The organism is Natronorubrum amylolyticum (assembly GCF_052040145.1).
Taxonomy (GTDB): Archaea; Halobacteriota; Halobacteria; order Halobacteriales; family Natrialbaceae; genus Natronorubrum.
The window spans coordinates 328,005-353,592 of sequence record NZ_JBPPFW010000002.1; the positions used below are offsets into that span (position 1 = coordinate 328,005).

The 25,588-nt window shown below is 63.2% G+C and carries 23 protein-coding genes and 1 tRNA gene; 13 read left to right on the forward strand and 11 right to left on the reverse strand.

All coding sequences use genetic code 11. The features are described 5' to 3' along the window. Positions 1-88: 88 nt before the first annotated feature. The gene (locus tag ACSFDB_RS07990; RefSeq protein WP_440770475.1) at positions 89-1,759 is read right to left on the reverse strand and encodes an acetate--CoA ligase; all 1,671 of its coding nucleotides are present in this window, start codon (positions 1,757-1,759) and stop codon (positions 89-91) included. 127 nt (positions 1,760-1,886) lie between these two features. Here ACSFDB_RS07990 and pdhA point away from each other — a divergent pair, with 127 nt between their 5' ends. The 5 genes from pdhA (at position 1,887) to ACSFDB_RS08015 (ending at position 7,649) form a co-directional block, all read left to right on the forward strand. Next, positions 1,887-3,020 (forward strand): pyruvate dehydrogenase (acetyl-transferring) E1 component subunit alpha, encoded by a 1,134-nt coding sequence (gene pdhA, locus ACSFDB_RS07995; protein ID WP_440770476.1) that lies wholly within the window; start codon positions 1,887-1,889, stop codon positions 3,018-3,020. Between the two features lie 77 nt (positions 3,021-3,097). Next, positions 3,098-3,607, forward strand: coding sequence for a hypothetical protein (locus ACSFDB_RS08000; RefSeq protein WP_440770477.1), 510 nt, complete (start codon positions 3,098-3,100; stop codon positions 3,605-3,607). Between the two features lie 112 nt (positions 3,608-3,719). After that, positions 3,720-4,655: a ferritin family protein gene (locus ACSFDB_RS08005; protein WP_440770478.1), complete on the forward strand. Its 936-nt coding sequence runs from the start codon at positions 3,720-3,722 to the stop codon at positions 4,653-4,655. A gap of 105 nt (positions 4,656-4,760) precedes the next feature. Further along, positions 4,761-6,404, forward strand: a complete 1,644-nt coding sequence (locus ACSFDB_RS08010; protein ID WP_440770479.1) for a long-chain fatty acid--CoA ligase — start codon at positions 4,761-4,763, stop codon at positions 6,402-6,404. Between the two features lie 24 nt (positions 6,405-6,428). After that, positions 6,429-7,649 carry an acyl-CoA dehydrogenase family protein gene (locus tag ACSFDB_RS08015; protein ID WP_440770480.1) on the forward strand — a complete coding sequence of 407 codons (1,221 nt, stop codon included), beginning with the start codon at positions 6,429-6,431 and terminating at the stop codon, positions 7,647-7,649. 136 nt (positions 7,650-7,785) lie between these two features. On the opposite strand, the gene ACSFDB_RS08020 is transcribed toward ACSFDB_RS08015, so the two are convergent. Continuing rightward, entirely contained in the window at positions 7,786-8,202 is a 417-nt protein-coding gene (locus ACSFDB_RS08020; RefSeq protein ID WP_440770481.1) for a DoxX family protein, read from the reverse strand. A 76-nt stretch (positions 8,203-8,278) separates the two neighbouring features. Then, positions 8,279-9,064, reverse strand: a complete 786-nt coding sequence (locus ACSFDB_RS08025; protein WP_440770482.1) for an SDR family NAD(P)-dependent oxidoreductase — start codon at positions 9,062-9,064, stop codon at positions 8,279-8,281. A gap of 119 nt (positions 9,065-9,183) precedes the next feature. Here ACSFDB_RS08025 and ACSFDB_RS08030 point away from each other — a divergent pair, with 119 nt between their 5' ends. From ACSFDB_RS08030 to ACSFDB_RS08055, 6 genes are all read left to right on the forward strand, one after another. Further along, a complete protein-coding gene (locus ACSFDB_RS08030; RefSeq protein WP_440770483.1) occupies positions 9,184-10,359 on the forward strand; it encodes a CaiB/BaiF CoA transferase family protein in 1,176 nt (391 codons plus the stop codon). A gap of 115 nt (positions 10,360-10,474) precedes the next feature. Continuing rightward, the gene (locus ACSFDB_RS08035; RefSeq protein WP_440770484.1) at positions 10,475-10,615 is read left to right on the forward strand and encodes a rubrerythrin-like domain-containing protein; all 141 of its coding nucleotides are present in this window, start codon (positions 10,475-10,477) and stop codon (positions 10,613-10,615) included. 240 nt (positions 10,616-10,855) lie between these two features. Then, positions 10,856-11,305, forward strand: a complete 450-nt coding sequence (locus tag ACSFDB_RS08040; protein ID WP_440770485.1) for a CBS domain-containing protein — start codon at positions 10,856-10,858, stop codon at positions 11,303-11,305. A 464-nt stretch (positions 11,306-11,769) separates the two neighbouring features. Next, a complete protein-coding gene (locus ACSFDB_RS08045; protein WP_440771093.1) occupies positions 11,770-12,582 on the forward strand; it encodes a helix-hairpin-helix domain-containing protein in 813 nt (270 codons plus the stop codon). A 164-nt stretch (positions 12,583-12,746) separates the two neighbouring features. Then, entirely contained in the window at positions 12,747-13,058 is a 312-nt protein-coding gene (locus tag ACSFDB_RS08050; RefSeq protein WP_440770486.1) for a hypothetical protein, read from the forward strand. Further along, positions 13,046-13,759: a phosphatase PAP2 family protein gene (locus ACSFDB_RS08055; RefSeq protein WP_440770487.1), complete on the forward strand. Its 714-nt coding sequence runs from the start codon at positions 13,046-13,048 to the stop codon at positions 13,757-13,759. The genes ACSFDB_RS08050 and ACSFDB_RS08055 overlap by 13 nt, the downstream gene beginning before the upstream one ends. A gap of 168 nt (positions 13,760-13,927) precedes the next feature. Here ACSFDB_RS08055 and glnA read toward each other — a convergent pair whose 3' ends face one another. Beyond that, on the reverse strand, positions 13,928-15,283 hold the full coding sequence (glnA, locus tag ACSFDB_RS08060; RefSeq protein WP_440770488.1) for a type I glutamate--ammonia ligase: 1,356 nt from the start codon (positions 15,281-15,283) through the stop codon (positions 13,928-13,930). Between the two features lie 125 nt (positions 15,284-15,408). Here glnA and lrp point away from each other — a divergent pair, with 125 nt between their 5' ends. Further along, complete coding sequence (gene lrp / locus ACSFDB_RS08065; protein ID WP_440770489.1) at positions 15,409-15,870, forward strand: HTH-type transcriptional regulator Lrp; 462 nt, start codon at positions 15,409-15,411, stop codon at positions 15,868-15,870. Between the two features lie 99 nt (positions 15,871-15,969). Here lrp and ACSFDB_RS08070 read toward each other — a convergent pair whose 3' ends face one another. From ACSFDB_RS08070 to ACSFDB_RS08100, 7 genes are all read right to left on the reverse strand, one after another. Continuing rightward, positions 15,970-17,901 carry an ABC transporter ATP-binding protein gene (locus ACSFDB_RS08070; protein ID WP_440770490.1) on the reverse strand — a complete coding sequence of 644 codons (1,932 nt, stop codon included), beginning with the start codon at positions 17,899-17,901 and terminating at the stop codon, positions 15,970-15,972. A gap of 98 nt (positions 17,902-17,999) precedes the next feature. Further along, positions 18,000-18,140, reverse strand: coding sequence for a hypothetical protein (locus ACSFDB_RS08075; protein WP_440770491.1), 141 nt, complete (start codon positions 18,138-18,140; stop codon positions 18,000-18,002). A 306-nt stretch (positions 18,141-18,446) separates the two neighbouring features. After that, complete coding sequence (gene thsB, locus ACSFDB_RS08080; protein WP_440770492.1) at positions 18,447-20,108, reverse strand: thermosome subunit beta; 1,662 nt, start codon at positions 20,106-20,108, stop codon at positions 18,447-18,449. A 244-nt stretch (positions 20,109-20,352) separates the two neighbouring features. After that, the gene (locus tag ACSFDB_RS08085; protein ID WP_440770493.1) at positions 20,353-21,066 is read right to left on the reverse strand and encodes an SOS response-associated peptidase; all 714 of its coding nucleotides are present in this window, start codon (positions 21,064-21,066) and stop codon (positions 20,353-20,355) included. A gap of 542 nt (positions 21,067-21,608) precedes the next feature. Next, positions 21,609-21,689: transfer RNA gene (locus ACSFDB_RS08090), tRNA-Ser, on the reverse strand. 27 nt (positions 21,690-21,716) lie between these two features. Then, a complete protein-coding gene (locus ACSFDB_RS08095; protein ID WP_502260885.1) occupies positions 21,717-21,992 on the reverse strand; it encodes a DUF7981 family protein in 276 nt (91 codons plus the stop codon). Next, entirely contained in the window at positions 21,993-22,373 is a 381-nt protein-coding gene (locus ACSFDB_RS08100; protein ID WP_090303053.1) for a Rid family detoxifying hydrolase, read from the reverse strand. A gap of 185 nt (positions 22,374-22,558) precedes the next feature. Between ACSFDB_RS08100 and ACSFDB_RS08105 the strand changes: the two genes are divergently transcribed. Continuing rightward, entirely contained in the window at positions 22,559-25,576 is a 3,018-nt protein-coding gene (locus ACSFDB_RS08105) for a PAS domain-containing sensor histidine kinase (RefSeq protein WP_440770494.1), read from the forward strand. The last annotated feature ends 12 nt before the right edge of the window (positions 25,577-25,588 follow it).

The window sequence follows — 25,588 nt, forward strand, 5'->3', positions numbered from 1 at the left end:
CCGACTTTGACTGTCGATTCGCTGGAATCAGCCATCGTTGAGACGCTCAGCGAGGAGACTCGAGTCGGCAAACCGACAGCAAACCGTCTCAGTCGTCGGTTCCGTCCGAGGGGTTCTCGCGATTTCGGAGCGACCGACGCTGGATCTTTCCGGTAGTCGTCGTCGGAAGTTCCTCGACGAACTCGATGTGTTGTGGGTACTCGTACTGCGCGAGGCGCTCTCGAACGAGGTCGCGAATCTCCTCGCGCAGTTGGGACGGGTCGTAGTCGGCAGTCGCGGGCTGGACGTAGGCTTTGATCGCCTCGCCGCGGGTTTCGTCCGGGATGCCGACGACGCCCGCCTGTTCGGTGTCGGGGTGGTGAAGGATGGCTTCCTCGACTTCCATCGGGCCGACGCGGTAGCCGCTCGTGAGGATCACATCGTCGGTGCGGGAGACGAACCAGAGATAGCCCTCCTCGTCGCGTCTGACGAGGTCGCCGGTGCGGAACCACCCCGAATCGGTCCGCTTCGCCGCCGTCTTTTCGGGCAGCTTCCAGTACTCGTCGAAGAAGACACGTCGGTCGCCCGGCTTCACCGCGAGTTCGCCCACCTCGCCGGTCTCGAGTTCTTCGTCGCTGTCCGGGTCGAGCACGCGAACCTCGTAGCCGGGAAACGGCTTCCCCATGCTTCCCGGACGGGTATCGAACCAGGTGTCCGAGTTGCCGACGACGAGGTTGAGTTCGGTCTGGCCGTAGAAGTCGTTGATCGAAACGTTCGCGAACGTCTCCCCGACCCAGTCGACGACCTCCGAGGTCAGGGGTTCGCCCGCCGAGGCAAACGTCTCGAGCGAAAGATCGAATTGATCCTCAGGATCGTCGACCGACATCAGCATTCGGAGCGCGGTCGGCGGCATGAACGCCTTGTCCACGTCGTGGCGCGCCATGAGGTCGTAGGCCGCTTCGGGATCGAACCCGTCGCGGGGCCAGCCGACGATCGTACAGCCGTGGTGCCACGCCGCAAAGAGCGTGCCGCCCAGCGCGGCGCCCCAGGCCCAGTCGGCGGGCGTCCAGAGCGTCGTTTCGCCGGCCTCGAGCCCCTGATCGAAGTAGTTGTACGCGGCCGCGGCCCGGCCGAGCCAGAGGGCGTGGCTGTGGCGGACACCTTTCGGCGGCCCCGTCGACCCGCTCGTGTACATGATCGCAGACGGCGTCGCCGGAGTAGCGTCGTATACCTCGAGCCCAGGATCGTGAGCCTCAAGCAGGTCGTCGAAGGCGTGGGCGTTCCCCGAAACCAAGTCGTCGGTCCCGAGTTCGATCACGTGCTCGAGGTCGGGACACTCGCCGCGAATCTCCTCAACGGTCTCGCGGACGCTCGGATCGACGACGACGGCGGTGGCCTCGCTGTCAGCGAGGCGATACTGCAGCGCGTCGCGTCCGAAGAGCACGGTTAGCGGGACGGAGACGGCACCCAGCTTCCAGTTCGCCAGATGAGTAATCGGGTTTTGGGGTTTCTGTGGAACGATGACGCCAACGCGGTCGCCTGCCTCGACACTGAGGTCGGCGAGCGCCGCCGCGAGCCGATCGGAGCGATCGTCGAGGTCGTCGAAGGAGTAAGTCTCGAGACCGGTTTCGGGATCCTCGTATCGGAGTGCCGTCCGACTCGTGTCGTCGTGTTTCCGGAGGAAGTCGACAGCCGGGTTGAACGCGTCGGGGAGGTCCCACTCGAACCGCGCTCGTGCCTGCGTGTAGTCCTCGAACGTCGGCATCACCGTCCAGGTCATACGTGGGCGTACCGGGGCCAGCACATAGCGTTTTTCGCCACGCTCCCGTCAGTGACCGTCTCCATCGGTCTCCGACTGCAGTTCCGGCACGAGTACCGTTATGTAGTCCGAACCCCACGGTGCAGGCATGTCAGAAGACGCCCTCGAGCACGCCGTTCTCGAGCGAGCGCCGGACGATCGGATTCGGGTGCTCGACAGCGACGGCACGGTCGTCGCACCGGACCTCGAGCCGGATCTCGAGGACGAGACGCTGCTCGGAATGTACCGCGATATGCGCTTTTCCCGGCGGTTCGACGAGCGGATGATCAGCCTCCAACGACAGGGGCGAATGGGAACGTACTCCTCGCTGGCCGGCCAGGAGGGCTCACAGATCGGGTCGACCTACGCGCTCGCGGCCGACGATATGATCTCCTACCAGTATCGGGAACACGGCGCGCTCGTCTCCCGGGAGCTACCCTGGGAGTACCTGCTGTACTGGATGGGCCACGAGGACGGCAACGCGGCGATCGACGAGATCAACGTCTTCCCGCTGAACATCTCGATCGGCGCCCACCTCCCCCAGGCGGTCGGCTGGTCGTGGGCCGCGAAACTGAACGACGACGACCGCGTGAGCCTCGTCCACTTCGGCGACGGATCGACGTCGGAAGGCGACTTCCACGAGGCGATGAACTTCGCCGGCGTCTTCGAGACGCCGACGGTCTTCTTCTGTAACAACAATCAGTGGGCGATTTCGGTCCCGCGAGAGCGCCAGACGGCCAGCGCCACCCTGGCGCAGAAGGCCGACGCCTACGGCTTCGCAGGGGTGCAGGTCGACGGGATGGATCCGCTGGCGAGCTACGTCGTCACGAAAGCCGCGCGGGAGAAGGCGCTCGAAAACGACGGCGACCGGGGACGGCCGACCCTAATCGAGGCCGTCCAGTATCGCTACGGCGCGCACACGACGGCCGACGATCCGTCGGTCTACCGGGACGACGAGGAGGTCGAACGCTGGCGCGACCGGGACCCGATCGATCGATTCGACGCCTACCTCCGCAGCCGCGACCTGCTCGACGACGAGCGAATCGAGTCGATCGAGTCGGAGATCGACGCGACCCTCGAGAGCCTGATCGACCGCGCCGAGGATGCCGATTCGGACATCGATCCTCGCGAGATATTCGAGCACGTGTATGCGGAACCAACGCCGCGGCTTGAAGAACAGCGAGCCGACCTCGAATCGTTGCGTGAACGTCACGGCGACGGAGAATTACTCGATTACGAATGAATCTGACAGTTCGCGTATAAAGCGAGCACTGGAACAGGCCAACGGCTACCCGGACGTCCTCGACAGTCGTAGGTACGATGCAACTCGAGCAGCCGACTCAGAGCCAGAGCCGGACAGCCGACTGGAGCGGCACGATCCCCAGCGCAGTCGACGCGCGAGTTCTCGGACTCGTCGTCGCCACCGCAGGACTCGCGGCGTCGGTGAACGTTCCCTACGGCGGGCTGCCGGTAGCGCTCGTCGCGTTCGTCGCGCTCGTGGGAGCCGGCGTCGCCGTCCACGTCCTCGGCGAGCGAAAGCTGCGCCGGATCACCGACGGGCTCGTCGAACGGTGGGCCGCGGCCGGCGGCCGAATCGACGACGTCACCCGCTCGTCGGACGGCATGCGAACGGAGTGGACGGTTCACACCCCCGACGGCGAGATCACCGTCGGCGGGATCGCACTGGTCCCGGTGGCCCAGCTGTCCGTCGAGTGGCAGGGCGTCGGCGACACGATGGCCGCAAGCGAGGCGGAGGCGAACATCGACGCGCTGGCCGAGAGCCTCTACGCGGAAATCTTCGAGATTGGCTCGGCACCGCAACGAGCGTAATTCGAGGGGTGCCGTTCCGGCCGAGGACGACGCCAGTGCGGGATACCGACGACCGGTTCTTTCACCGTTTGATGAAGAGCAGTTTTAGTAGCCGCGCCGACTAGTTTGGGCCATGGCAACGGACTACACGCCGTCCGAGCTGATGGATCGGGAATCACGATCGAACCGATACTACCGGAACGCCGTCGAACGGCACTGGGATCCCGGCGAGATCGACCTCGAACAAGATGTGAAAAATCTCCTCGAGTACATTCAGGGAGCCGAAGACTACGACGCCCGGGCGTGGGATCGAACGCTGAACGGTATCGCCAAGTTCGGGGCGGGGGAAGACGCTGTCACCGAGGATCTCGCCCCGCTGGCGACAGTGCTCGAGGACATCGACGACCAGCTGTTCTTGACGACCCAGCTCTACGAGGAGGCCAAACACGCCGACTTCTTCGACCGCTACTGGCGCGAGGTGATCTGGGCGGTCGAGGACGAACTCGGCTGGGAGCGGTCGAACCCCCGCGACGAGAAGTGGTTCAACGACCCCTACATCGAGCTGTTCGACCGGAACAAGAAGGCACAGGATCGGCTGCTCGAGGACGACACCCCGGAAAACCGCGCGAAGGCGTACTGCCACTACCACCTCACCGTCGAGGGGATCCTCGCCCAGACGGGCTACTACGGGATGCAGACGTCCTACGGCGGCGAGTTCGAGGAACTGCCGTACCTGCCGGGACTGGTCGAGGGCTTTACGAAGATCAGAAGCGACGAGGGACGCCACGTCGGCTTCGGCATGAATCAACTCAAGACGCTCATTCGGGAGGAGGGCGTCGACCCCGAACTGATCGAGGGGACGGTCAACGAACTGCTCCCGCTCGTGCAGGGAATTACCGAGGACGACCGATTCCAGCCCGACCCCGGCGAGGAACGCGTCGGTCTGCAGGACGGAGAGCTTGCGGCCTACGCCGTCGACAAACACACCGACCGGATGCGCCAGATCACCGACGCCGCGGCCGACATTCCCGACGTCGACGAGTTAGTGCGACTCGAGGGCGACGACTGACGGTCGGGGAGGTGCTTCGATACCGGGTAGGAAGCGGCTCAGTGAGTATACTGGGATACGATCAGCCGAACAGTTAACTGTCTGATCGTAATATTTGCCCCAGCCATGATGGGTGTCCAGTTAACACTTGACAGGCTTCTCGAGCGCGCGGTCGACCTGTTCCCCGACCGAGAGCTGGTGACGAAGCTCCCCGACGGGAGTACGCACCGGTACACGTACGCCGACGCCTACGAGCGGATCTGCCAGCTTGCCCACGCGCTCGACGAACTGGGACTCGAGGAGGGCGCTCGGGTCGGCGTGGTCGCGACGAACCACTACCGGCACTTCGAACTCTACTTCGGGCCGGCCTGCACCGGGCGCTCGATCCACATGTGCAACATGCGGCTGCCCGACCACCACTTCGTCCACACCATCGACGACGCCGAGGACGAGGTACTCTTCGTCGATCCGGCATTCGTCGAGAAGGTCGAGGCGAACGCCGACGAGTTCGAGAGCGTCGAGCAGTACGTCGTCCTCGGGACCGAGGAGCAGATTCCGGAGACCGACCTCGAGCCGGTAACCGACTACGAGTCGCTGCTCGCGGACCACCCCACCGAGTACGAGTGGCCCGACATCGACGAGGACGCGGAGTACGGCATGTGCCACACGTCGGGGACGACGGGACTTCCGAAGGGCGTTCCCTACACCCATCGAGCGATGTACCTCCACAGCGTCATGGGCGGCCACGTCGACGCCAACGCAATCGGCGAGCGCGACACCGTGCTCCCGGTCGTCCCGATGTTCCACGCCAACGGCTGGGGAATCCCCTACGGAGCGACGTTCGTCGGCGCGAAGCAGGTATTCCCCTCGGTCCACACCGATCCCGAGTCGATCGCCCACCTGATCGACGAGGAAGCGGTGACGTTCTCGGCCGCCGTCCCGACGATCTGGCTCGAGATGGCCGAGTACCTGGACGACAACCCGGAGGTCGACATCTCGAACATCGACCGGCTGACGGTCGGCGGCTCCGCACCCCCGGAGTCGCTCATCCGCCGGTACGACGAGGAGTACGACGCGCCGATCCTCCAGGGCTGGGGGATGACCGAGACGTCGCCGCTGGGCACGCTGAGCACCCTCCGAAAGGAGGTCGCGGAGCTGCCGGCCGACGAGCAGTACGAGTACCGCGCGATGGCCGGATTCCCGGTGCCGGGAATGCAGGTCCGCGTGATCGGTGACGACGGCGAGGAGGTCCCGCGGGACGGCGAGACGATGGGCGAACTCGAGGTTCGCAGCCCCTGGGTGACCGACCACTACCACAACCGTCCCGAGGAGAACGAGCACGCGTTTACGGCGGACGGCTATCTTCGGACGGGAGACGTCGCCGTGCGGAACGAGCTGGGCTACGTCGACGTGATGGATCGGGACAAAGATATGATCAAGTCCGGCGGCGAGTGGATCTCCTCGGTGCAACTCGAGAACGAACTGATGGCCCACGAGGGCGTCGCGGAGGCGACGGTCGTCGCGGTCGAGCACGAACGCTGGCAGGAACGGCCCCTCGCCATCGTCGTTCCGACGTCGGGGACCGACCTCGCCGCGGACGACCTCGAGGGCCACCTCGCGGAAACCTTCCCGGACTGGTGGCTCCCCGACGCCTACGAGTTGATCGAGGAGATTCCGAAGACTTCGACGGGTAAGTTCGACAAGAAACGGCTGCGGGATCGGTTCGATATCGTGCTCGAGGCAGACGACGGGGAAGAGGCTGAACATTAAGTCCGATCGCGCGGTCGTTGTGGTATGTCAACGAACGGCAGTAGTGGTGTGAGCTTCGCCGTCGACGACGAGACGGGACTGATCCTCGACAGCCTCGACGAGTTCGTCGCTCAGGAAGTCGAGCCGATCGTCGACGAGTTGGGGGACGTCTATACGAACCCGCGAAAGGGCCATCGCGAGGACGGTCGGTGGACCGACGAGTTGCTCGAGGCCCGCGACGAGATCCGCCGTCGCTCCGCGGGGGCCGGGTTCTACGTGATGAACCTGCCCGAGGACGTCGGCGGCGAGGACGTCTCGCCGGTCACCTGGTACCGGGCGAAAAAGCACCTCGCCTCCCACGGCCCGGGGATAGTTCGTTACGTCCTCGCCGGGCCAGAGGGGCCGAAACCCCTCCTGTTGCAGGCCGAGGGCGAGCAAGTGGAGCGATACCTCGAGCCCACCGTCCGGGCGGAGCAGTCGACCGCGTTCGCCCAGACCGAACCCGGCGCGGGATCGGACTCGCCGAACATGGAAACGAGGGCCCGAAAAGACGGAGACGAGTGGGTGTTGAACGGTCAAAAACAGTGGATCACCAACGCCCCGTACGCGGACTTCGTCCAACTCTTCGCGCGAACCACACCGCAGGAGGAGGTGGGTCGCTACGGCGGGATCACCTGTTTCATCGTGGAACGCGACGAGTACGAACTCGGCTCGTTCAACAACGCCGTCGGCTCCGTCGGCTCGCAGGCCGAGATCGTACTGGACGACGTGCGGATTCCTGAAAGTCGTGTGCTCGGTGAGGTCGACGGCGCGTTTTACGCCGCGATGGACTTTCTCTCGCTTGGACGGCTCGAGTTGGGCGCTGAGGCCGTCGGCTACAGCGAGTTTCTGCTCGAGGAGGCCACCGAGTACGTCACCGAGCGCGAGGCGTTCGGTCGGTCGATCGGGGATTTCCAGCAGGTCTCGGCGAAACTCGCGCGCGGGAAGGCGAAGACGTACGCCGCGGACGCGGCGGGGCTGAAACTGGCCTGGAAGATGGCCCAGGACGAGCGGACGGTGATGGACTCCTCCGTGCTGAAGTGGTTCGCGACGAACGTCATGTGGGAGATCGCCGACGCCGCGGTGCAGGTAAACGGCGCAAACGGGTTGGCCGAGGAGAACCCCTACATGGATCTGCTCCACCAGGCGCGGATCCTGCGGATCGTCGAAGGAACCGACGAGATTCAGCTCAACACGATCGCGAAGTCGATGGGAGTCATGGACTGATCGGCTGGTCGGCGGTTGTAGGAGTCTCGTGGGCGTTCATTGCGTTCGTACTGACGAGTCGAAACCGGCGGTTGTTCAAACGGAACGGGAGATCAGTGTGGCAACGCTCCAATACCGGGAACTCTGTTCGGCAGTGTTAACGGGAATTTGTTCCAGTCAGTGGTCGGGTATACCAGAGTGCCCAGAGGATCAACACGCCTTGAAGCGGGAGTCGTCCCCACCGGACAAAGCTGGAGGGGTCGCCACCGCCTGGCATCCCCTCGATGACGACCCCGTGGGTCGCCATGTAGACGTTTGCCGGAAAGATTGCAATGAGTAGCGCAACCGTCGCCCACGCTGCGTACTGCCGGGTTTGAGGAATCAATAGCCCGATGCCGACGGCTATTTCGGCGAGTCCCGTCAGATAGACGAGCGCGAGTGCTGCCGGAACGAGCGGAGGGACAATCTGGACATACAACTCCGGCACGACGAAGTGCAAAATGCCCGCGACGATGTACGCCGGCCCCATTACATAAAGCAACGGGCGTTTGAGCCTGGACAGAACCTCGTTCATCGTCAACGGACACTTTTCACAACGATGAAACAGTTTCGCTCTCCCCGAGGTGGGGAGTCCGGTTCAGATACTCCGCTCAGAAGCTAAAGAGATCGACACCGCCCGTGACGCCGATCACCTGCCCGGTCACGTAGGACGCCTGCTCCGAGCAGAGATAGGTGACCATGTTGGCGACGTCCTCCTCGGTCCCGAGGTGGCGCATCGGGGTTGCTTCAGCGATTCGCGCGTAGTACTCGTCGACGTTCTCGCGGAGTTCGTCGGGATCCATATCGGCCCACGCGCCGACAACGATGTTCGGCGCGATGACGTTCGACGTGACGCCCGACTGGGCGCCCTCGAGCGCCATCGTCCGCCCCAGCCCGATCATCGCGGCCTTCGTCGCCGAGTAGGAGAGTTGTCCGAAGCCGCCGTACCAGCCGGCCATCGAGGACATGTTGACGACGCGGCCCCAGCCGCGTTCGCACATCTCCGGGAAGACTTCCTTGCTGATATTGTACGTGCCGGTCAGGTTAATCTCGACGTCGCGGTTCCAGATGTCGTCGTCGTAGTCGCCGACGCGCGAGCGGGCATCGACCATCGCGGCGTTGTTGACCAGCACGTCGACTCCGCCGAACTCGTCGCGCACCTCGGCCATTGAGTCCCGGACGTCGTCCGTATCGGTCAGATCGCACTCGAGGGCCATCGCCTCGCCTGCATCGGCCGTCTCGTCGATCTCGGCGGCGACCTCGCTCGCACCGTCGGCGTCGACGTCGAGGACGACGACGTCCGCCCCTTCGTTCGCGAGCAGTCGGCAGTCGGCGCTCCCGATCCGTCCGGCGCCGCCGGTGACGACGGCGGTTTTCTCCTGCAGTCCGAAGTCCATAGATCGCTGCGTATTCCGCCGACGGAGGTAATTCTTTGGGAGAGAGCGACACGCACACCGCCAGTCGGTGACCGAACCCAGCCCATACGGTAAAGTATCGGTACATCGAGAACTCGGCTATGAGACTCGACGGCGTTCGCGTGCTCGATCTCTCGCGGCTGTTGCCCGGTCCGTACGCGACGCAGCTCCTGGCCGACTCGGGTGCCGAAGTCGTGAAGATAGAGGATACTGGCGCGGGCGACTACGCCCGATTCATGGGTCCGGAGACGGCTCGCGGCTTCGGCGCGATCTTCGATATGGTCAACCGGGGCAAGCGTAGCGTCGCGATCGACCTGAAAAGCGAGGACGGCCGAAACGCGTTCTACCGGCTCGTCGAGGACGCCGACGTCGTCCTCGAGGGCTTTCGCCCCGGCGTCGTCGACCGACTGGGGGTCGACTACGAGACGCTCACCGAGTACAACGACGAACTGATCTACTGCTCGCTCACGGGGTACGGACAGGAGGGTCCCTGGGCGGACCGCGCCGGCCACGACCTCAACTACGTCGCGCTGGCCGGCTTACTCGACATGACTCGAGAGTCGCCGGACGAAAAACCGCAGATGCCCGGCTACCCCATCGGCGACATGGCCGGCGGTCTGTTCACCGCGTTCGCCGTCGTCGAGGCGGTGCTCGCCCGCGAACTCGGAAACAGCGACGGTGAGCACATCGACATCGCGATGGCCGACGTCGTGGCGTCGCTTGCCCAACCGGTCGCCTACCAGGCTCTCACGGGTGACCCCGCCGAGCCGCGACCCGGCGAGACGTCGCTGACTGGCGGCGTCCCGTGGTACGATAGCTACGAGACCGCAGACGGGAAATGGGTGACGCTGGCCGCCCTCGAGCCGCAGTTCTGGAACGCCTTCTGCGACGCCGTCGACCGGACCGATCTCGTCGACGAACACGGATCCGAGGATCCGGACGTGCTGGCCGCGCTCGAGGACGAACTCCGCGACCTCTTTCGCGAACGCACGCGAGACGAGTGGGAGACCCGGCTCGAGGACGTCGACGCGGCGTTCGCGGGCGTTTACTCGCCCGCCGAGATGGTCGATCATCCCCAGTTTCAGAATCGGGGGCTTCTGGAGCGGTCGGACGGCGCGCCGCCCCGGATCGGCTACCCCGCACGCCACGCCACTAGCTCCGGAGCAACCGACGAGACCGTTCCGAGGCAGGGTGAACATACTCGCGAGTATCTCGCCGAGGCGGGGTACGACGAGGAGAAAATCGAAGCGCTACTCGAGTCCGGCGCCGTTCGGTGACGTACAACCCCACATCGTATCGTGCGTCGATCGGTTACCGAAACGCCAGGGTCGTCTTTTGTCCAGAGAAATATTTAATACACACTACAGCGTCGTATTTTCTGGCGAATAGCGAATGAGACGATACAAAAACCACTACGAGTGCAGGGATTGTTCAACCGAAGTCCACCCGATTTCCTATCGCGCGAACTGTCCCGACTGCGGTGGGTCGCTGCGTTCGACGGCGAGGCGGTACAGCGGCCGATCTGGTAGCTGAGGCCCCAACTCAACCTCACGAGTTTCAGTCCGCGACGGTCCCACGGGTCAGCATGGCAGTACTCCCAGTCTGTTCGTCAGCACGTCCCTCAGGATACGCACGCACGTTATACTCGGTACAATAACTGGACGTTCGATATATAGTCTATGAGTTAATAGGCCGTTTGTGGCCCATATTAGGATATATGGTGCATATATCCACAGCGACTATATAGTGTGATTCGGTACCAGTAGTCAAGCAATGATCGAAATACTAGTCGAACGCGTCCTGACTCGTTCCGCTCGAACGCTCCGGCCGGAGACGCCCCTGAGCGAGGCCGCACAGCAATTGCGTGATCCCGACGTCTCGGCACTGATCGTTCTCGAGGACGAAGCCGTCGCAGGCATCGTCACCGAATCGGATATCGTCGCGTTCGTGGCCGAAACGCTCGAGCCGCACCCAGTCGAGGCGGTTATGTCCGCACCGGTGACCACTATCTCACCGAGCGAATCGATCACGACCGCCGCCGAAACGATGCGAGCGGACGGCGTGAAACACCTGCCCGTCGTCGAAGGAGAGACCTACTGCGGGCTCGTCTCGATGTCGACGCTCTCACCGTACCTCTCACGTCGCCGGCTCGATATCGACTGGCAAGATGACCCGATCCGAATCGACGCCAATGATAGCGCCCGCATTCCGGTCGGCGAGTAGCGAGCGCGCTGGTTTTTCATCCGTTGACTGGTTGGTCCACGAGGCGACTGGATCGTGGTTCACTTCTAGGTATTCCGTTCGACGCGAACGGAGTCGATGTCTCCCTGGAGGACAATGCCTGGCCAGACGCTCGCCTCGCTTTCGATTCGGGCGTCATCGACCACTGTCACCTCTCGGCTCATCGGCGCGCCGTCGTCAATCGTCGGTCAGCACCCTTCGAACTCGTCGGTTCGGCTATCAGCGATAGGCGATCAATCCACGATTCTGCTCACAAACCGGATTAGGGTCGTCCTGGCAGTCAGTATCAAGTAACTCGCGTCAACAGAGAGCGGAGTCCACGACAGCCCGGTACCCATCTAATACCATTCAGATACATTCGAGGGTATGCAAGCCCGCCACTTATCCCCGATCGGACCTCATCTCCACTCGAGAACATGAGTCAATCACAATCCCCGATTCGAGCGATGTTCGACGTGCAGCGAACCGCAGTCAAACAGAGCCAGCAGCTGTTCAAGCAGGGACTGGCAACCCAACGCACCGTCGACACAATGGCGCTCACCGGCCTCAAGGGCCAGAAGTCGCTCCAGCGCCAGCAGCTCGAGCTCGCTCAAGCGGCCACCCACGGCTACGTCAACACGACGGCTGCACTGTTCCCCAGCGACGAGCCCTCGGACGCCCACCGAACCATCGACGAGACGTTCGCACAGCTGAAAACGACCCACGCCGAGTTCTACGACGCCATCGAGCAGGAACTCGAACGTGACGTCGATTCCGCCACTGAGCTCTCCAGCGAGTTCGTCGAGGCGCTCGACGAACAAACCGAACAGCTCCTCGAGATGTCCCATTCGATCGAAGACCAGACCGTCGAGAACGTAAGCGAACTTTCGGGACAGCTCCACGAGCAACTCGAGCAGACCCAGCAGCTCCAGGACGAACTCGAGGACCAGCTCGAGCGCCAGACCGGCGACGTCGCGGACCTGCTCGAGCGGCAGGCCGAACAGGTCGAGCAGTTCCAGCAGCAACTCGAGGAGCAGGCCGAGGACGTCACCCAGCAGCTCCGGAGCCAGCAGGTCGAGTCCCAGACGAAGATCGGCACCGATGCGACGCACACGCTCGAGTCCATCGAAGGTATCGACGCCGAAACCCGCGAACAGCTCTCGGATGCCGGTATCGCGACGATCGACGACCTCGTGCGCGCCGACGCTGAATCCGTTTCCGAGGCTGCCGAGGTCTCGACCAGCGACGCCGAGGAGTGGATCGAACAGGCGGAAGCCTAACGCGACCAGATCGACGGATACCGGTTCCTTCTTCGATAGATCAAGCCACGTCGACCGTTGACCGTTGTCCGTCGATCGGCGATCTCCCGTTTTCCGCTGTCGAACTTGTTGGCTACATTACAAATCGACACGTATAACATCCAGTTTGTGAAATGACAGTACCGATGTGGTTCGAGTCGGCGCAGGTCGAATTCGTTCGAGATACGTTCCCTGAGTGGACGGCGTTTCTGTTCGCCTTCCTCTCTCATCTCGGGAGCGCCTGGTTCGTCGCGCCGGCGGTCGTGCTGGCCTACTGGTTTCGGGATCGGCATCGGTTCGCCTCGTGGCTGGGAATCGTCATCGGCGGTTACGCTGTCATGCTCGGACTGAAGGGAATCTTCGAGACGCCGCGACCGGACGTCGGTTTCGGGATCGGCATCGGTTCGCCTCGTGGCTGGGAATCGTCATCGGCGGTTACGCTGTCATGCTCGGACTGAAGGGAATCTTCGAGACGCCGCGACCGGACGTCGGTCCCGCCATCGCCCCCGAATCCTTGCCGACGGTGATCGCACTGCTCTACGCCCCAGCCGTCGAGGTCTCCACGACGAGTTTTCCGAGCGGCCATGCGGTCGCTGCCACGGTTATCTGGACGATGTTCGCCCTCGAGTCCGACGTCGGAACGCAACGACAGCGACTTTTCGGGGCCGCCGCGATGGTCGTCCTCGTCGGATTCGCTCGAGTCGGAGCCGGCGTCCACTTTCCGATCGACGTCCTCGTCGGGACGGTCGCTGGCATCTGCTACCTACTGTTCGTGCTGACAGTTCGGCATCGAGTGCGCGCCCGACATGGCGACCACGCGGCAGCGAGTGCGACGGTGACGATCGCCGCGGTGCTCGCGGCCTTCTGGACCAGCGGCCGACCGGATACGATGGCGCTGTTCGGCGGCTGTCTCGGGTGTCTGCTCGCCTGGCAGTACGCGACGCCGTCGCGAGAGCCGTGGCCGCTGACGCTGCAGGTCGGGATTCACGCGACGGTCGGCATCGCCGCACTCGCACTCGTTGCACTCGTGTTGCTCGTCGTCGAGAGCCTTCTCGTCTGGCTGGCCGTCGGTCTCGCGGGCGGCCTGCTCGTCGTCGGGCTGCCACGGCTGTCCAGCCGAACTACCGTCTCGAGGATACAGACGGAGCTCACCAGTTGACGGTCGATCGATGATCTCGAGTTCGGATACGAGATGTACAACAGAGTCGAGCGATAGAATCAGACGACAATCGAGACGACCGCAGCTGCTCCAGAACACCGAACGGAAAAGCGGAAAGAGAGACCACCAGTGAGTGTACAACGGCGTCGAACGCCGTCGGCCGTACGCTTAGAACGTCTCGAGGTAGCGGTCGAGTTCCCAGTCGGAGACGTCGACGAGGTACTCTTCGAACTCCTGACGCTTGGCTTCGACGAACTTCGATGCGATGTGTTCGCCCAGTGCGTTGTAGATCGCTTCGTCTTCCTCGAGTGCGTCGACTGCCTCGCCGAGGTTCGCTGGGAGGGTATCGATGCCGTACTCCTCACGCTTCTCTTCGTCGAACTCGTAGATGTTCTCTCGAACCGGGTCGGGCGCTTCGAGACCTTGTTCGATGCCGTCGAGACCGGCGTGGATCATGACGGCGATTGCGAGGTAGGGGTTACACGATGGGTCCGGCGAGCGCAGTTCGACACGCGAAGCGGCCGGGACGCGGGCCGCCGGTTTGCGGATCAGGGCCGAGCGGTTGCGGTCGGACCAGGCGACGTAGACGGGGGCTTCGTAGCCGGGGACGAGTCGTTTGTAGCTGTTGACCGTGGGGTTCGCGATAGCCGTAATTGCGGGCGCGTGCTCGAGGACGCCGGCGAGGAACGAGTGAGCGGTGTCGCTGAGATTGAACTCGTCGTCCTCGTCGTGGAAGGCGTTCTCGCCGTCCTCGGTGAACAGCGAGAGGTGTGTGTGCATTCCCGAGCCGTTGATTCGCGGGATCGGCTTCGGCATGAACGTCGCGTGCTGGTCGTGCTGTGCGGCGATTGCACGGACGACGGTGCGGAAGGTACCGACGTTGTCCGCCGTCGTCAGCGCGTCGTCGTACTCGAAGTTGATCTCGTGTTGTCCCTGCGCGACCTCGTGGTGGCTGGCTTCGATCTCGAAGCCCATGCTCTCGAGGCCGTAGATGATGTCGCGGCGAACGTCGCTGGCGAGGTCTTTCGGGGCGAGGTCGAAATAGCCGCCCTGATCGCCGGTTTTGGTCGTTGCGCGGCCGTCCTCGTCCTCCTCGAAGAGGAAGAACTCCGGTTCCGGCGCGGCGTTGACCTCGTAGCCCATCTCGTCGGCGCGGTCCAGCGCGTTCTTGAGCACGCGCCGTGGGTCGCCCTCGAACGGTTCGCCAGTCGACGTGTTGTACACGTCACAGATCATTCGGGCCGCGGCGCTCTCTTCCTTCTGGCGCCATGGGAGGATGGCGAACGTATCGGGGTCCGGAACCAGACGCATGTCCGATTCCTGGATACGAACGAAGCCCTCGATCGAGGAGCCGTCGAAGTAGATGCCGTCGGCAAACGCCTTCTCTGCCTGGCGTGCCGGGACGGAGACGTTCTTCACGGTGCCGAGAATGTCAGTAAATTGGAGACGGAGGAAGTCGACGCCTTCCGCTTCGATCTCGTCTAATACGGCCTGTTCGGTTTCAGTGATGTTTCCGCTTGTCATCTTCTGGTCGTTCTACCCAAGTAACTCTGCTACTAAAACCCTACTGCTCCAAGCAAATCTTCTCTCCTTCGCAGGAAACTGCATATTCGTAAAGTTCTAAAGGCTACAGTGAGAGGGTGGATGTGATGACGTACGAAAATCTCGATGCAAAACTAGTGAATGCACTTCTCGGCGACGGCCGGGCGAGTCTCCGAAGTCTCGCCGAGGAGCTCGACGTCTCCGTCACTACCGTTTCGAACCACCTCTCTGATCTCGAGGAAGAGGGAGTTATCGAAGGCTACACGCCGCGGGTCGACTACGATGCGGTCGGCTACGACGTTACGGCCGTCATCCAGCTTCAGGTCGAAGGAAACGCGCTGCCCGACGTCACCGACACCCTGCGAGATCACCGCCAGATGACCAGCGTCTACGAGGTTACCGGCGACTACGATGTGATCGCCATCGGCAAGTTCAAAGACACCGACGGCATGAACGACCAGATCAAGGCGCTGCTCACCGACCCCGATATCAAGGCCTCGAACACGAGCGTCGTCCTGAACGCCGTCTCCGAGAACGAGCAGTTCGAACTCGACATCGACGATACCTGAGCGCGTTCGCATCCGGTAACGGGCTGTTTTCTGCGGTGTCGTGCCGGCAATAACGATCGCTGTGAGAAGATACACCTGACGAGCTGACGAGGGCGACGATCAGTCGTCGCCGTCGATGAGCGTCTCGGCCGCCGTCTCTCGATCGCCGGCCTGTGCCGCCCACAGCGTTGCGTACCGATCCTGTGCCGCCAGGAGGTCCTCGTGCGTGCCTCGCTCGACGATTTCGCCGTCCTCGAGGACGAGGATCGTCTCCGCGTCTTTGACCGTCGAGAGTCGGTGGGCGATCGTCAGCGTCGTGCGATCCTCGGTGAGGCGATCGATCGACCGCTGGATCTGGAGCTCCGTCTTCGTGTCGACGGCGCTGGTCGCCTCGTCCAGAATGAGGATCTCCGGGTCCGCGAGCACCGCTCGAGCGAGCGCGATCCGCTGGCGCTGGCCGCCCGAGAGCTTGACGCCGCGTTCGCCGACGCGGGTGTCGTACCCCTCGGGCAAGTCGACGATGAACTCGTGAGCCTGGGCCGCTTCGGCGGCCTCGCGGACCGTTTCGTCGTCGGCCTCGAAGTGTCCGTAGCGGATGTTGTCCGCGATAGTGCCGTCGAAGAGGAACGTGTCCTGGCTAACGTAGCCGACGGCCGATCGGAGATCCGCGAGCGCGACCTCTCGGACGTCGTGGCCGTCGATTCGGACCGTTCCCTCCTGGGCGTCGTACAGTCGGAGCAGTAACTTGAGAACCGTCGATTTTCCGGCGCCGGTCGGTCCGACGAACGCGACCGTCTCGCCCGGGGCGGCCTCGAAGGAGATGTTCTCGAGGACGGTCTCCTCGAACGCCGTCTCGGTGGCCGCCGAGTTTCGGCGGGCCGCGGTGTCGTCGTAGCTAAACGTTACGTCGTCGTAGGTGACGCGACCCTCGACCGGCACGATGTCGACGGGATCCTTCGGATCGTCGACGTGGACGGGGATGTCCATCAGTCCGAAGACGCGCTCGCTCGAGGCCTTGGCGTTCTGGTACTGGTCGACGATGTTCGAGACCTCCGCGAGCGGGTCGACGATCCGCTGGGTGAGCATCAGGAAGACGACGAAGTCGCCGACCGAGAGGGTACCGGTGAGCGGCCCCGGGGCGGTGTCGGTCGCGAGCCAGAGTCCGCCGACGAGGAAGGTGGCAGCGAAGGCGAGACCCGCGAGCAGTTCCATCCCCGGCCGGTAGAGGTAGCTCAGTTTCAGGACGGCCATCGTCCGCTCGAAGAGGTTCCGCGAGGAATCGCGGACGCGTTCGGTCTCGTAGGACTCGCTCGAGGTCGTCTTGGTGAGCCCGACACCCGAGATGGCGTTCTCGAGGCGGGTGTTCATCCGACCGACGGCCGAGCGCTGCCGGACGTACCGCGGTTCGACGACGCGCATGAACCAGAGGGTAAAGAGGACCATCGCCGGTACGGCAAAGAGCGTCACGAACGCCAGTTGCCAGTTGAGATAGAAGAGCACGGCCGTAATTCCCCCGACCATCACGAGCAGCCGCGCCGAGTTCATCAGCGCGTTGTCGAGGAACATCTCGAGGTTCTGCGTGTCGTTGTTGAGAACGGCCATGACCTCGCCGGTCTGTTTCTCGTCGAAGAAGGCCGTGTCCAGCCGTTGCATCTTCTGGAAACAGTCGACGCGCACCGCGTGCATCACGTCGTGGGCGAACAGGTTGGCGGTGACGCCGTAGATCCAGGTAAAGAGGGCGACGACGAGAAACGAGACGGCGATCGCGGTGATGGTAAACCAGAACTGCGCCATCGGTTCGGTCGGCAGCCACGCGTTGGGCACCAGCGGGAGTTCGAACGCACCAGCCTCCTGCGTGAAGATCGCGTCGATCGCCACACCGAGCAACAGCGGCGGCACGAGACTCGCCATTCGAGCGACGAAGTTCGCGAGCATGCCGGCCGAAAACCAGCCTAATCGGCCGGGTGCGTACTCGCGGAAGAGCCTCGAGAGCGGGCGGTCGACGTCCTCGCGGTAGACGTCGAATGGGGTCTCGTCGTCGTGGGAACTCACTGGTGGACGTGTTTCGGTTCGAAATATAAACTCGTCTCGGTTCCGGATAGTGAGGAGGTGATCGGCGAGCCTCGAGTCCGAGGCGTGCGCCGAATCGGCTACCGATAGTACAGCAACGCGAGCCCGAGCACGAGGAGCAACAGCCCCCACCACAGCGAATCGCCGGGGAGAACGATCAGAAACAACGTGACGACGCCGGAGGAGAACAGCGACCAGCCGAGAGTCGTTTGTGAGCTCATACGCCCCGTACACGATCCAGCGCAATAGGTCGCCGGGTTGCCAAGAGAAAGTACTGTGTGGCAGGTGAACTGTGGGTGAACAGTCGCCCGAAAATCACATACTACGGTACCGCAAGTAAGGCAGACGACTGATGGCTAAACACCCTATCCTGTTATCGGCAAGCGAGCGGTTCGAAGAACCCGAGTGACGCCGTTCACCGAGCGCGGAGCGCTCGGGCCGACGAGCGACCATCGGGAGCGAGGAGTGCTTTTGCACTAAATTTTGCCGAGGGCCGGCTTCGCCGGCCCGCAGAGCAAAATTTAGTTCTACATCATGCCGCCCATACCGCCGCCCATGCCGCCCATGCCGCCGCCGGGTGCGCCTTCCTCGTCGCCGCCCTTGTCGGTCGACAGGTCACCAGCGGAGATGATGTCGTCGATTTTGAGCACGAGGTTGGCTGCTTCGGAAGCGGAGGTGACGGCCTGCTCCTTGGCGTGGGCCGGTTCGACGACACCTGCCTCGAAGGTGTCCTCGACGTCTCCCGAGAAGACGTTCAGTCCGGCCGTGACGTCGCCATCGTCGTGAGCCGCACGCAGGTCGACGAGCGTGTCGATGGAGTCGAGACCCGCGTTCTCGGCGAGCACGCGTGGAACGAGCTCGAGCGAGTCGGCGAAGGCCTCGACGGCGAGCTGTTCGCGGCCGGAGACGGAGTCAGCGTAGTCGCGCAGTCGCGAGGCGAGTTCGACTTCGGTTGCACCGCCGCCGGCGAGCACGCGGCCGTCGGAGACGGTCTGTGCGACGACGTCGAGCGCGTCGTTGACGCCGCGCTCGAGTTCGTCGACGACGTGGTCGGTCGAGCCGCGAAGCAGGAGCGTGACGCCGTGTGCGTCGTCGCCGGTGACGTAGAACAGCTCGTCATCGTCGTCGCGGGTGACGTCGCCGAAGCCGAGATCGTCCTCGGTGACGCTCTCGAGGTCGGAGACGACGTTCGCGTTGACGACCTCCGAGAGGAACTCGAGGTCGGACTTCTTGGCGCGGCGGACAGCGAGGATGCCTTCCTTGGCGAGGTAGTGCTGGGCGAGGTCGTCGATGCCCTTCTGGCAGAAGACGACGTCGGCGCCGGTGTCGACGATGCGCTGGACCTTGTCCTTGAGCTGTTTCTCCTCGCGGTCGAGGAACTTCTGGAGCTGGTCGGGGTCGGTGACGGAGACCTCGGTGTCGACGTCGGTCTCCTCGACCTCGATCGGCTCGTTCAGCAGTAGGATGTTGGCGTCCGTCGCCTCGGTGGGCATGTTGTCGTGGACGGGGTCCTTGTCGATGATGCCACCGACGAGGAGGTCCGATTCGCCGACTGCGCGGCCGGTCTGGGTCTCGATGTTGAGGAACTCGAGGTCGACGACGTTGTCGCCCTCTTCGGTTTCGACGGTGACCTGACGGACGGCGTCGACGATCAGCTGCGCGAGGTGCTCCTTGTTGACCTCGGTGCCCTTGCCGGTCATCGAGGTTTCGGCGGTCTTCCGGAGGAGTTCCTCGTCGTTCGTGTCGATCTCGGTCGCGATGTCGTCGATCTCGTCACGAGCCTGCTCTGCGGCCATGTGGAAGCCCTTGATGATGGCCGTCGGGTGAATGTCCTGCTCGAGAAGATCCTCGGCGTTCTTGAGGAGTTCGCCCGCGATCGCGACGGCCGTCGTGGTGCCGTCGCCAGCCTCGTCTTCCTGCGTCTCGGCGACCTCGATGATCATCTCGGCCGTCGGGTTGTCGATGTCCATCTCCTGGAGGATGGTGACGCCGTCGTTGGTGATCGTTACCGATCCCATCGAGTCGACGAGCATCTTGTCCATCCCTTTCGGACCGAGCGTCGAGCGAACGGCCTCGGCGACCGCACGGGCCGCGCTGATGTTGTAATCCTGCGCGTCCTTGTCCTTTACGCGCTGGGAATCCTCGCTCATCACGATCATCGGCTGCCCTTGCTGCATTCGCTGGCTCATAGTCAGCTGATTCATTGTTTGTCCTTCTATATAAGAGTGGTGTTTTTCGCCATTCGTGATGGTCAGCGACCGCCGAACGTGAGGCGGAGAAACCACCGGATAGCGACGGGTCGTGCGCCCGCATTTGACATGCGTTACCAATCAGCTTGTCGCTCGAGACGACGACCGTCTCTGCCACATTTATACACTGTTGAGCATCGGTCGCGAATCGAAGAGGCGCTGCTTCCGCTCGAGAACTCGATACCTAGGACTCAACCGGTTCGACCAGCGACGCCTCGTCCGTCGACGGATCGTTGACCGCACGCGAGACCGGATACGCGCGGAGTTCCTCGGCCGAATAGGGCTCGAGAAGCGATTTCGGATCGTCACTCGTCAGCCACTCGCGTTCGCGACCGGGCTCGAGGATGACCGCCATTCGATGGTGAAGCTCCGAGACGAGGTCGTTCGGCTCCGTCGTGACGACGGTGAACGTCTCGAGCGGGCCGTCCTCGCTCCCGTCGTCCGCGACGCCGCCGCCGAAGGCGTCGAGACCCGCTTGCGTCGTCGCGTCGTCGGGCTCCCAGCGCTCCCAGAGCCCGGCCATCGCGAAAACGCGGTCGTCATCGAAGGCGACTCTGTATGGCTGTTTTCCGTTCTCGGTGTCAACCCACTCGTAGAAGCCGTCCGCGGGAACGATGCACCGGCGTCGTTCGTACGCCGCCCGAAAACTCGGCTTCTCGTCGACCGTCTCCGCACGCGCGTTGATGAGTCCGTTTTTATCGTCGTCGGCCCACGACGGCACCAGCCCCCACTCGAAAGTCTGGATCGTCTCGGGCGCGTCGTTCGTGATCACCGGAAGCCGCTGGCCCGGGGACATGTTGTACCGCGGCGTAAACTCCTCGCTCGAGTCCGCGAATCGGGCGTCGAATCGGTCCTCGAGAGCCGCCCGCTCGATCATCAGTGTGTAGCGACCGCACATACTAGCGTAGTCGTCCGCAGTGGATATATGATTGTCCGGTAGTCGGTCGATCGGTATTCGACGGCTACTCGAGCGGTATCGAGGGCATACCTGCGACGGACGAAGCGGTAGGTGGCGTGTTACCATACTCGGTTCCGTCGGAGTTCTCGACGAGAGTACGATGACCGATCGATACGAGATGCTGCTCTGCAAAGACGGCCTGTTAGAGATTCGAAACCCGGAGAACGAGGACCGGTGGATCACGACCGACTCGCCGGCAGAACTCAGGCGGTAGTCGGTTCGGCTCCGCAGTACCACGGCGGAAACAGTGTTCGGTAGCACCGACGCTGAAACGTTTTGTGTTTAGAAGGTAGTGGTGTGTTTACGCAACACTTGTAGTGTTATCTTCAGAAAAACGCCAGGACTGGGATTTGAACCACGTCCGAGAACCTGCTCGCGTTGCTCGCAGAACCTCGGCCTGATTCAAATCCCGCCGTTGACGTTTTTCGCGTTCGATTAGCTCGCGTCGCTACGCGCCGCTCGCCGGTGTGAAACGCGAAAAACGCCAGGACAGGGATTTGAACCCTGAATCCCAAAGGGAACACGCTTTCCAGGCGTGCGCCTTACCGTTCGGCCATCCTGGCTCGAGTCAACCTAACGGGGTCCGTCGTTTAACTCTTACTTTTACCGTCGCCGCCGTGTGGCTCGGTTGCACCCGTCACGCGACGAGCCGACCACGCGGCGACACGGTGCTCGAGCAGGTACGCACCGATCGCTGTCCCGGTCCCGACGATCGCGGCCACGAACGCGGCCTGCGCGATCGAGACCAGCGGCTCGACGAACAGGGCGTAGCCCTGCACGAGCACCAGGAAGGTCATGAAGCCGACGGCACCCCAGAGCAGGGCGGAGACGACGCGGCGATCGAGTCCGAACACGCCTCGAGTCACCTACTCGAGGCTCGCCACGGCTTCGATTTCGACGCCGACGCCCTTGGGCAGCGCGGCGACTTCGACAGCGCTGCGGGCCGGTGGCTCGTCGTCGAAGTAGTCGGCGTAGGTCTCGTTCATCGCCTCGAAGTCGTCGATATCGTCGAGGAAGACGGTGACCTTGAGGACGTCCGCCGACGTCGCCCCGGCTTCGTCGAGGACGCCGTCGAGGTTGTAGAGGGCCTGCTCGGTCTGGGCCTCGATGGACTCGTCCGCGAGCAGTTCCCCCTCGGTCGTCAGCGGGATCTGGCCGGCAGTGAACAGCAGCGAGCCGTTGCTGGTCGCCTGACTGTACGCGCCGACCGCAGCGGGTGCGTCGTCGGTTTTGATGATACGTTTCATACGCTACTACTCTGGGCGGGGAGGCTTAAAGGACGGCGAAATCGGTGCCAGATAGAGGCGATAGTGACAGTAGAAACGAATGACACACAGACCACACCGCAGTCGTCCAGTCAGGTGTGCAGCGATTCGCAGTGACGCCGACAACCGGCGCGGGGCTTATGCGACTCGATGGCTTTTTCGGCTGTATGAGTGAGCGAGTCGGGGAACGCAACTGGACGTTCTGGGAGGGGGACGATACCGAGACCCACCGGCGGTGTCGGGCACTGATAACCGCGGTTGGCGACGGGATTGTGGTCGTAAACGCCGAGGGTGAACTGACGTTTGCAAACGAACGTGCCGCGGAACTTCTCGGACGGCCGCTCGACGACCTCGCCGGACGCTCTGCCGATGGCTCGTCTTGGGACCTCGTCGACGACGCCGGAGACCCGCTCGAGACGGACGAGACGCCGTTCGATTGCGTTATCGATCGGGGTGAGGAAATTACCGACCGGATTATCGGGCTTCGCCGTCCCTCCGGTGAGCGCGTGTGGCTGTCGGTCGACGGCGCGCCACAGCGGGACGAAACCGACGATATCGACGGCGGCGTTTTCGTGTTCGAAGACGTGACCGAGCGACAGCAGGCCGAACGCGAACTCGAGGAGATCCTCGGTCGGGTGAGCGACGCCTTCTACGCGCTCGACGAGGAGTTTCGCTTCACGCACGTCAACGAACGCGCCGAAGAACTCCTCCAACGCGCCGAACCGGAGCTGCTCGGCAACTGTCTCTGGGACGTGTTTCCGTCCGCCGCGGAGATCGACGAGGTCTGGGAGGCGTTCCAGACGGCGATGGACGAACAGGAGGCGACCAGCTACGAACTCTACTACAACACGCTCGATTTCTGGGTTGAGGCGAATATCTACCCTTCCGAAACCGGCGTGTCGGTCTACTTTCAGGATGTGACCGAGCGCAAAGAGCGCGAGTCCGACCGCACCGAATTGCTGCGGGACTTACAGGAGAGCGAGGAGCGACTCCGGCTCGCCCTCGAGGCCGGCGGCATGGGCACGTGGGAACTCGATCTGCAGTCCGAACAGTCGCCGATCAGGTCGCCACAGCACGACCGGGTCTTCGGGTACGAGCCCCCGGTCGAAGACTGGGGATTGGAACGCTTCCTCGACCACGTCCATCCGGACGACCGTGAGCAGGTGAGAGAACGGTTCGAGGCCGCAACGGAGACCGGAACGTGGGAGTTCGAGTGTCGAATCGTTCGAGCCGACGACGAAAAACGGTGGATCACAGCCCAGGGTGAGTTCTCGTTCGACGACGGGGGAACACCGGTTCGAGCAGTGGGGATCGTTCGAGATATCACCGATCGCAAGGAGCGCGAACAGGCGCTCGAGGAGTCCGAGCGACGGTACCGGACGCTCGCGGAGTACTTCCCGAACGGGCTCGTCACGTTGTTCGATCACGATCTCGAGTACACGCTGGCGGCCGGGAAGGGATTCGATCGGATCCCCGTCGACCCCGAGGACCTCGACGGGAAGCGGTTTCAGGAGGTCTGGCCCGACGACGCCGTCGCCGATCTCGAGCCGGTGTTTCAGTCGGCACTTGCGGGCGAGGAAGCCTCGGTGGAACTCGAGTACGCCGGCCGGGAGTGGGTTATCCACGCGGTGCCGATCGCCGACGAACAGGGCGACATCTTCGCCGGGATGACGATGGCCCAAGACATCACCGAGCAAAAAGCGCGCGAGCAGTACCTGACGGATGCGAAGACACAGCTCGAGGCGGCGACCGAGGCCGGCACGGTCGGTACCTGGGAGTGGGATATCGTCGAGGATCAGTTCGTCACCGGTGCGTCCTTCGCTCGAACGTTCGACGTCGATCCGGAGCGCGCTCGCGACGGCATTCCGCTCGAGGAGTTCGCCTCGTCGATCCACGAAGCCGACCGAGAGCGCGTCATGACAGCGGTCGAGGAGGCCGTCGAAACCTGCGGCGAATACGAGGCGGAGTATCGCGTCTGGAACGCAGAGAACGAACTCCGGTGGGTCGTTGCCAGGGGCCACGTCGAGTGTGACGAGACTGGAAACGCCGTCAGATTCCCGGGTGCACTCACCGATATCACCGAACGAAAACGAGCGGAACTCGAACTCGAGAAGCAATCCCGACAGCTCGAGACGCTGTTTCAGGTCTTACCCGTCGGTGCCGTGGTTGCGAACGCGGACGGCTCGCTGCGCAGGGCGAACGAAACGGCGAAGAAGATCTGGGGCGGTGATGTCTTCGATTCGGAGTCCGTTGAGGAGTACGACAAGTTCTCGGGGACGTGGGCTGACTCGGGTGAGCCCGTCGGCCCCGAAGACTGGACGATGTATCAAGTGCTTCAGGGCGAGGAGGTCAGGGAACCAAACGTCTACGAGATCGAGGCATTCGACGGCGAACAGCGAATCATCATGGAGCACGGCAAACCGGTCCGAGACGAGCGCGGGAACGTGAGTCGGGCGGTGGTGACGCTGACCGACATCACCGACCGCCGAGCGTATCAGCGACAGCTCGAGGAGTCGAACGACCGACTCGAGCAGTTCGCGTACGCGGCCTCCCACGATTTGCAGGAGCCGCTACGGATGGTCACGAGCTATCTCCAGTTGCTCGAGCAGCGATACGGCGACGCCTTCGACGACGACGGCGAAGAGTTCCTCGAGTTCGCGATCGACGGAGCCGAGCGGATGCGCGAGATGATCGACGCGCTCCTCGAGTACTCGCGGGTCGACACGCAGGGCGATCCGTTCGAGCCAGTCGAGTTGGACGCCGTGCTCGAAGACGTCCGCGAGGACCTACAGATGCGGATCGAGGAGACCGACGCCGAGATCGCGACCGACGAACTCCCGCGTGTCGACGGCGACGCGAGCCAGTTGCGTCAACTCTTCCAGAACCTCCTGCAAAACGCCATCGAGTACAGCGGTGACGAGCCGCCGCGGGTCGAAATCGCCGCGGATCGATCTGGGTGTGACTGGATCGTCTCCGTTCGTGACGAGGGCGTCGGGATCGATCCGGACGATACCGATCGGATTTTCGAGGTGTTCCAGCGGCTGCACAGCTACGAGGAACACAACGGGACAGGTATCGGTCTCGCGCTCTGCCGGCGCATCGTCGAACGCCACGGCGGCGAGATTTGGGTGGAGTCGACGCCCGAGGACGGAACGACGTTCTCGTTTACGCTTCCGACCGCGTGATACTGGAGGCTG

Bases quoted from the DNA above. Each gene is read 5' to 3' on its own strand.
- ACSFDB_RS07990 (WP_440770475.1), bottom strand. From the start codon at position 1,759: ATGACCTGGACGGTGATGCCGACGTTCGAGGACTACACGCAGGCACGA.
- pdhA (WP_440770476.1), top strand. From the start codon at position 1,887: ATGTCAGAAGACGCCCTCGAGCACGCCGTTCTCGAGCGAGCGCCGGAC.
- ACSFDB_RS08000 (WP_440770477.1), top strand. From the start codon at position 3,098: ATGCAACTCGAGCAGCCGACTCAGAGCCAGAGCCGGACAGCCGACTGG.
- ACSFDB_RS08005 (WP_440770478.1), top strand. From the start codon at position 3,720: ATGGCAACGGACTACACGCCGTCCGAGCTGATGGATCGGGAATCACGA.
- ACSFDB_RS08010 (WP_440770479.1), top strand. From the start codon at position 4,761: ATGATGGGTGTCCAGTTAACACTTGACAGGCTTCTCGAGCGCGCGGTC.
- ACSFDB_RS08015 (WP_440770480.1), top strand. From the start codon at position 6,429: ATGTCAACGAACGGCAGTAGTGGTGTGAGCTTCGCCGTCGACGACGAG.
- ACSFDB_RS08020 (WP_440770481.1), bottom strand. From the start codon at position 8,202: ATGAACGAGGTTCTGTCCAGGCTCAAACGCCCGTTGCTTTATGTAATG.
- ACSFDB_RS08025 (WP_440770482.1), bottom strand. From the start codon at position 9,064: ATGGACTTCGGACTGCAGGAGAAAACCGCCGTCGTCACCGGCGGCGCC.
- ACSFDB_RS08030 (WP_440770483.1), top strand. From the start codon at position 9,184: ATGAGACTCGACGGCGTTCGCGTGCTCGATCTCTCGCGGCTGTTGCCC.
- ACSFDB_RS08035 (WP_440770484.1), top strand. From the start codon at position 10,475: ATGAGACGATACAAAAACCACTACGAGTGCAGGGATTGTTCAACCGAA.
- ACSFDB_RS08040 (WP_440770485.1), top strand. From the start codon at position 10,856: ATGATCGAAATACTAGTCGAACGCGTCCTGACTCGTTCCGCTCGAACG.
- ACSFDB_RS08045 (WP_440771093.1), top strand. From the start codon at position 11,770: ATGTTCGACGTGCAGCGAACCGCAGTCAAACAGAGCCAGCAGCTGTTC.
- ACSFDB_RS08050 (WP_440770486.1), top strand. From the start codon at position 12,747: ATGTGGTTCGAGTCGGCGCAGGTCGAATTCGTTCGAGATACGTTCCCT.
- ACSFDB_RS08055 (WP_440770487.1), top strand. From the start codon at position 13,046: ATGCTCGGACTGAAGGGAATCTTCGAGACGCCGCGACCGGACGTCGGT.
- glnA (WP_440770488.1), bottom strand. From the start codon at position 15,283: ATGACAAGCGGAAACATCACTGAAACCGAACAGGCCGTATTAGACGAG.
- lrp (WP_440770489.1), top strand. From the start codon at position 15,409: ATGACGTACGAAAATCTCGATGCAAAACTAGTGAATGCACTTCTCGGC.
- ACSFDB_RS08075 (WP_440770491.1), bottom strand. From the start codon at position 18,140: ATGAGCTCACAAACGACTCTCGGCTGGTCGCTGTTCTCCTCCGGCGTC.
- thsB (WP_440770492.1), bottom strand. From the start codon at position 20,108: ATGAGCCAGCGAATGCAGCAAGGGCAGCCGATGATCGTGATGAGCGAG.
- ACSFDB_RS08085 (WP_440770493.1), bottom strand. From the start codon at position 21,066: ATGTGCGGTCGCTACACACTGATGATCGAGCGGGCGGCTCTCGAGGAC.
- ACSFDB_RS08100 (WP_090303053.1), bottom strand. From the start codon at position 22,373: ATGAAACGTATCATCAAAACCGACGACGCACCCGCTGCGGTCGGCGCG.
- ACSFDB_RS08105 (WP_440770494.1), top strand. From the start codon at position 22,559: ATGAGTGAGCGAGTCGGGGAACGCAACTGGACGTTCTGGGAGGGGGAC.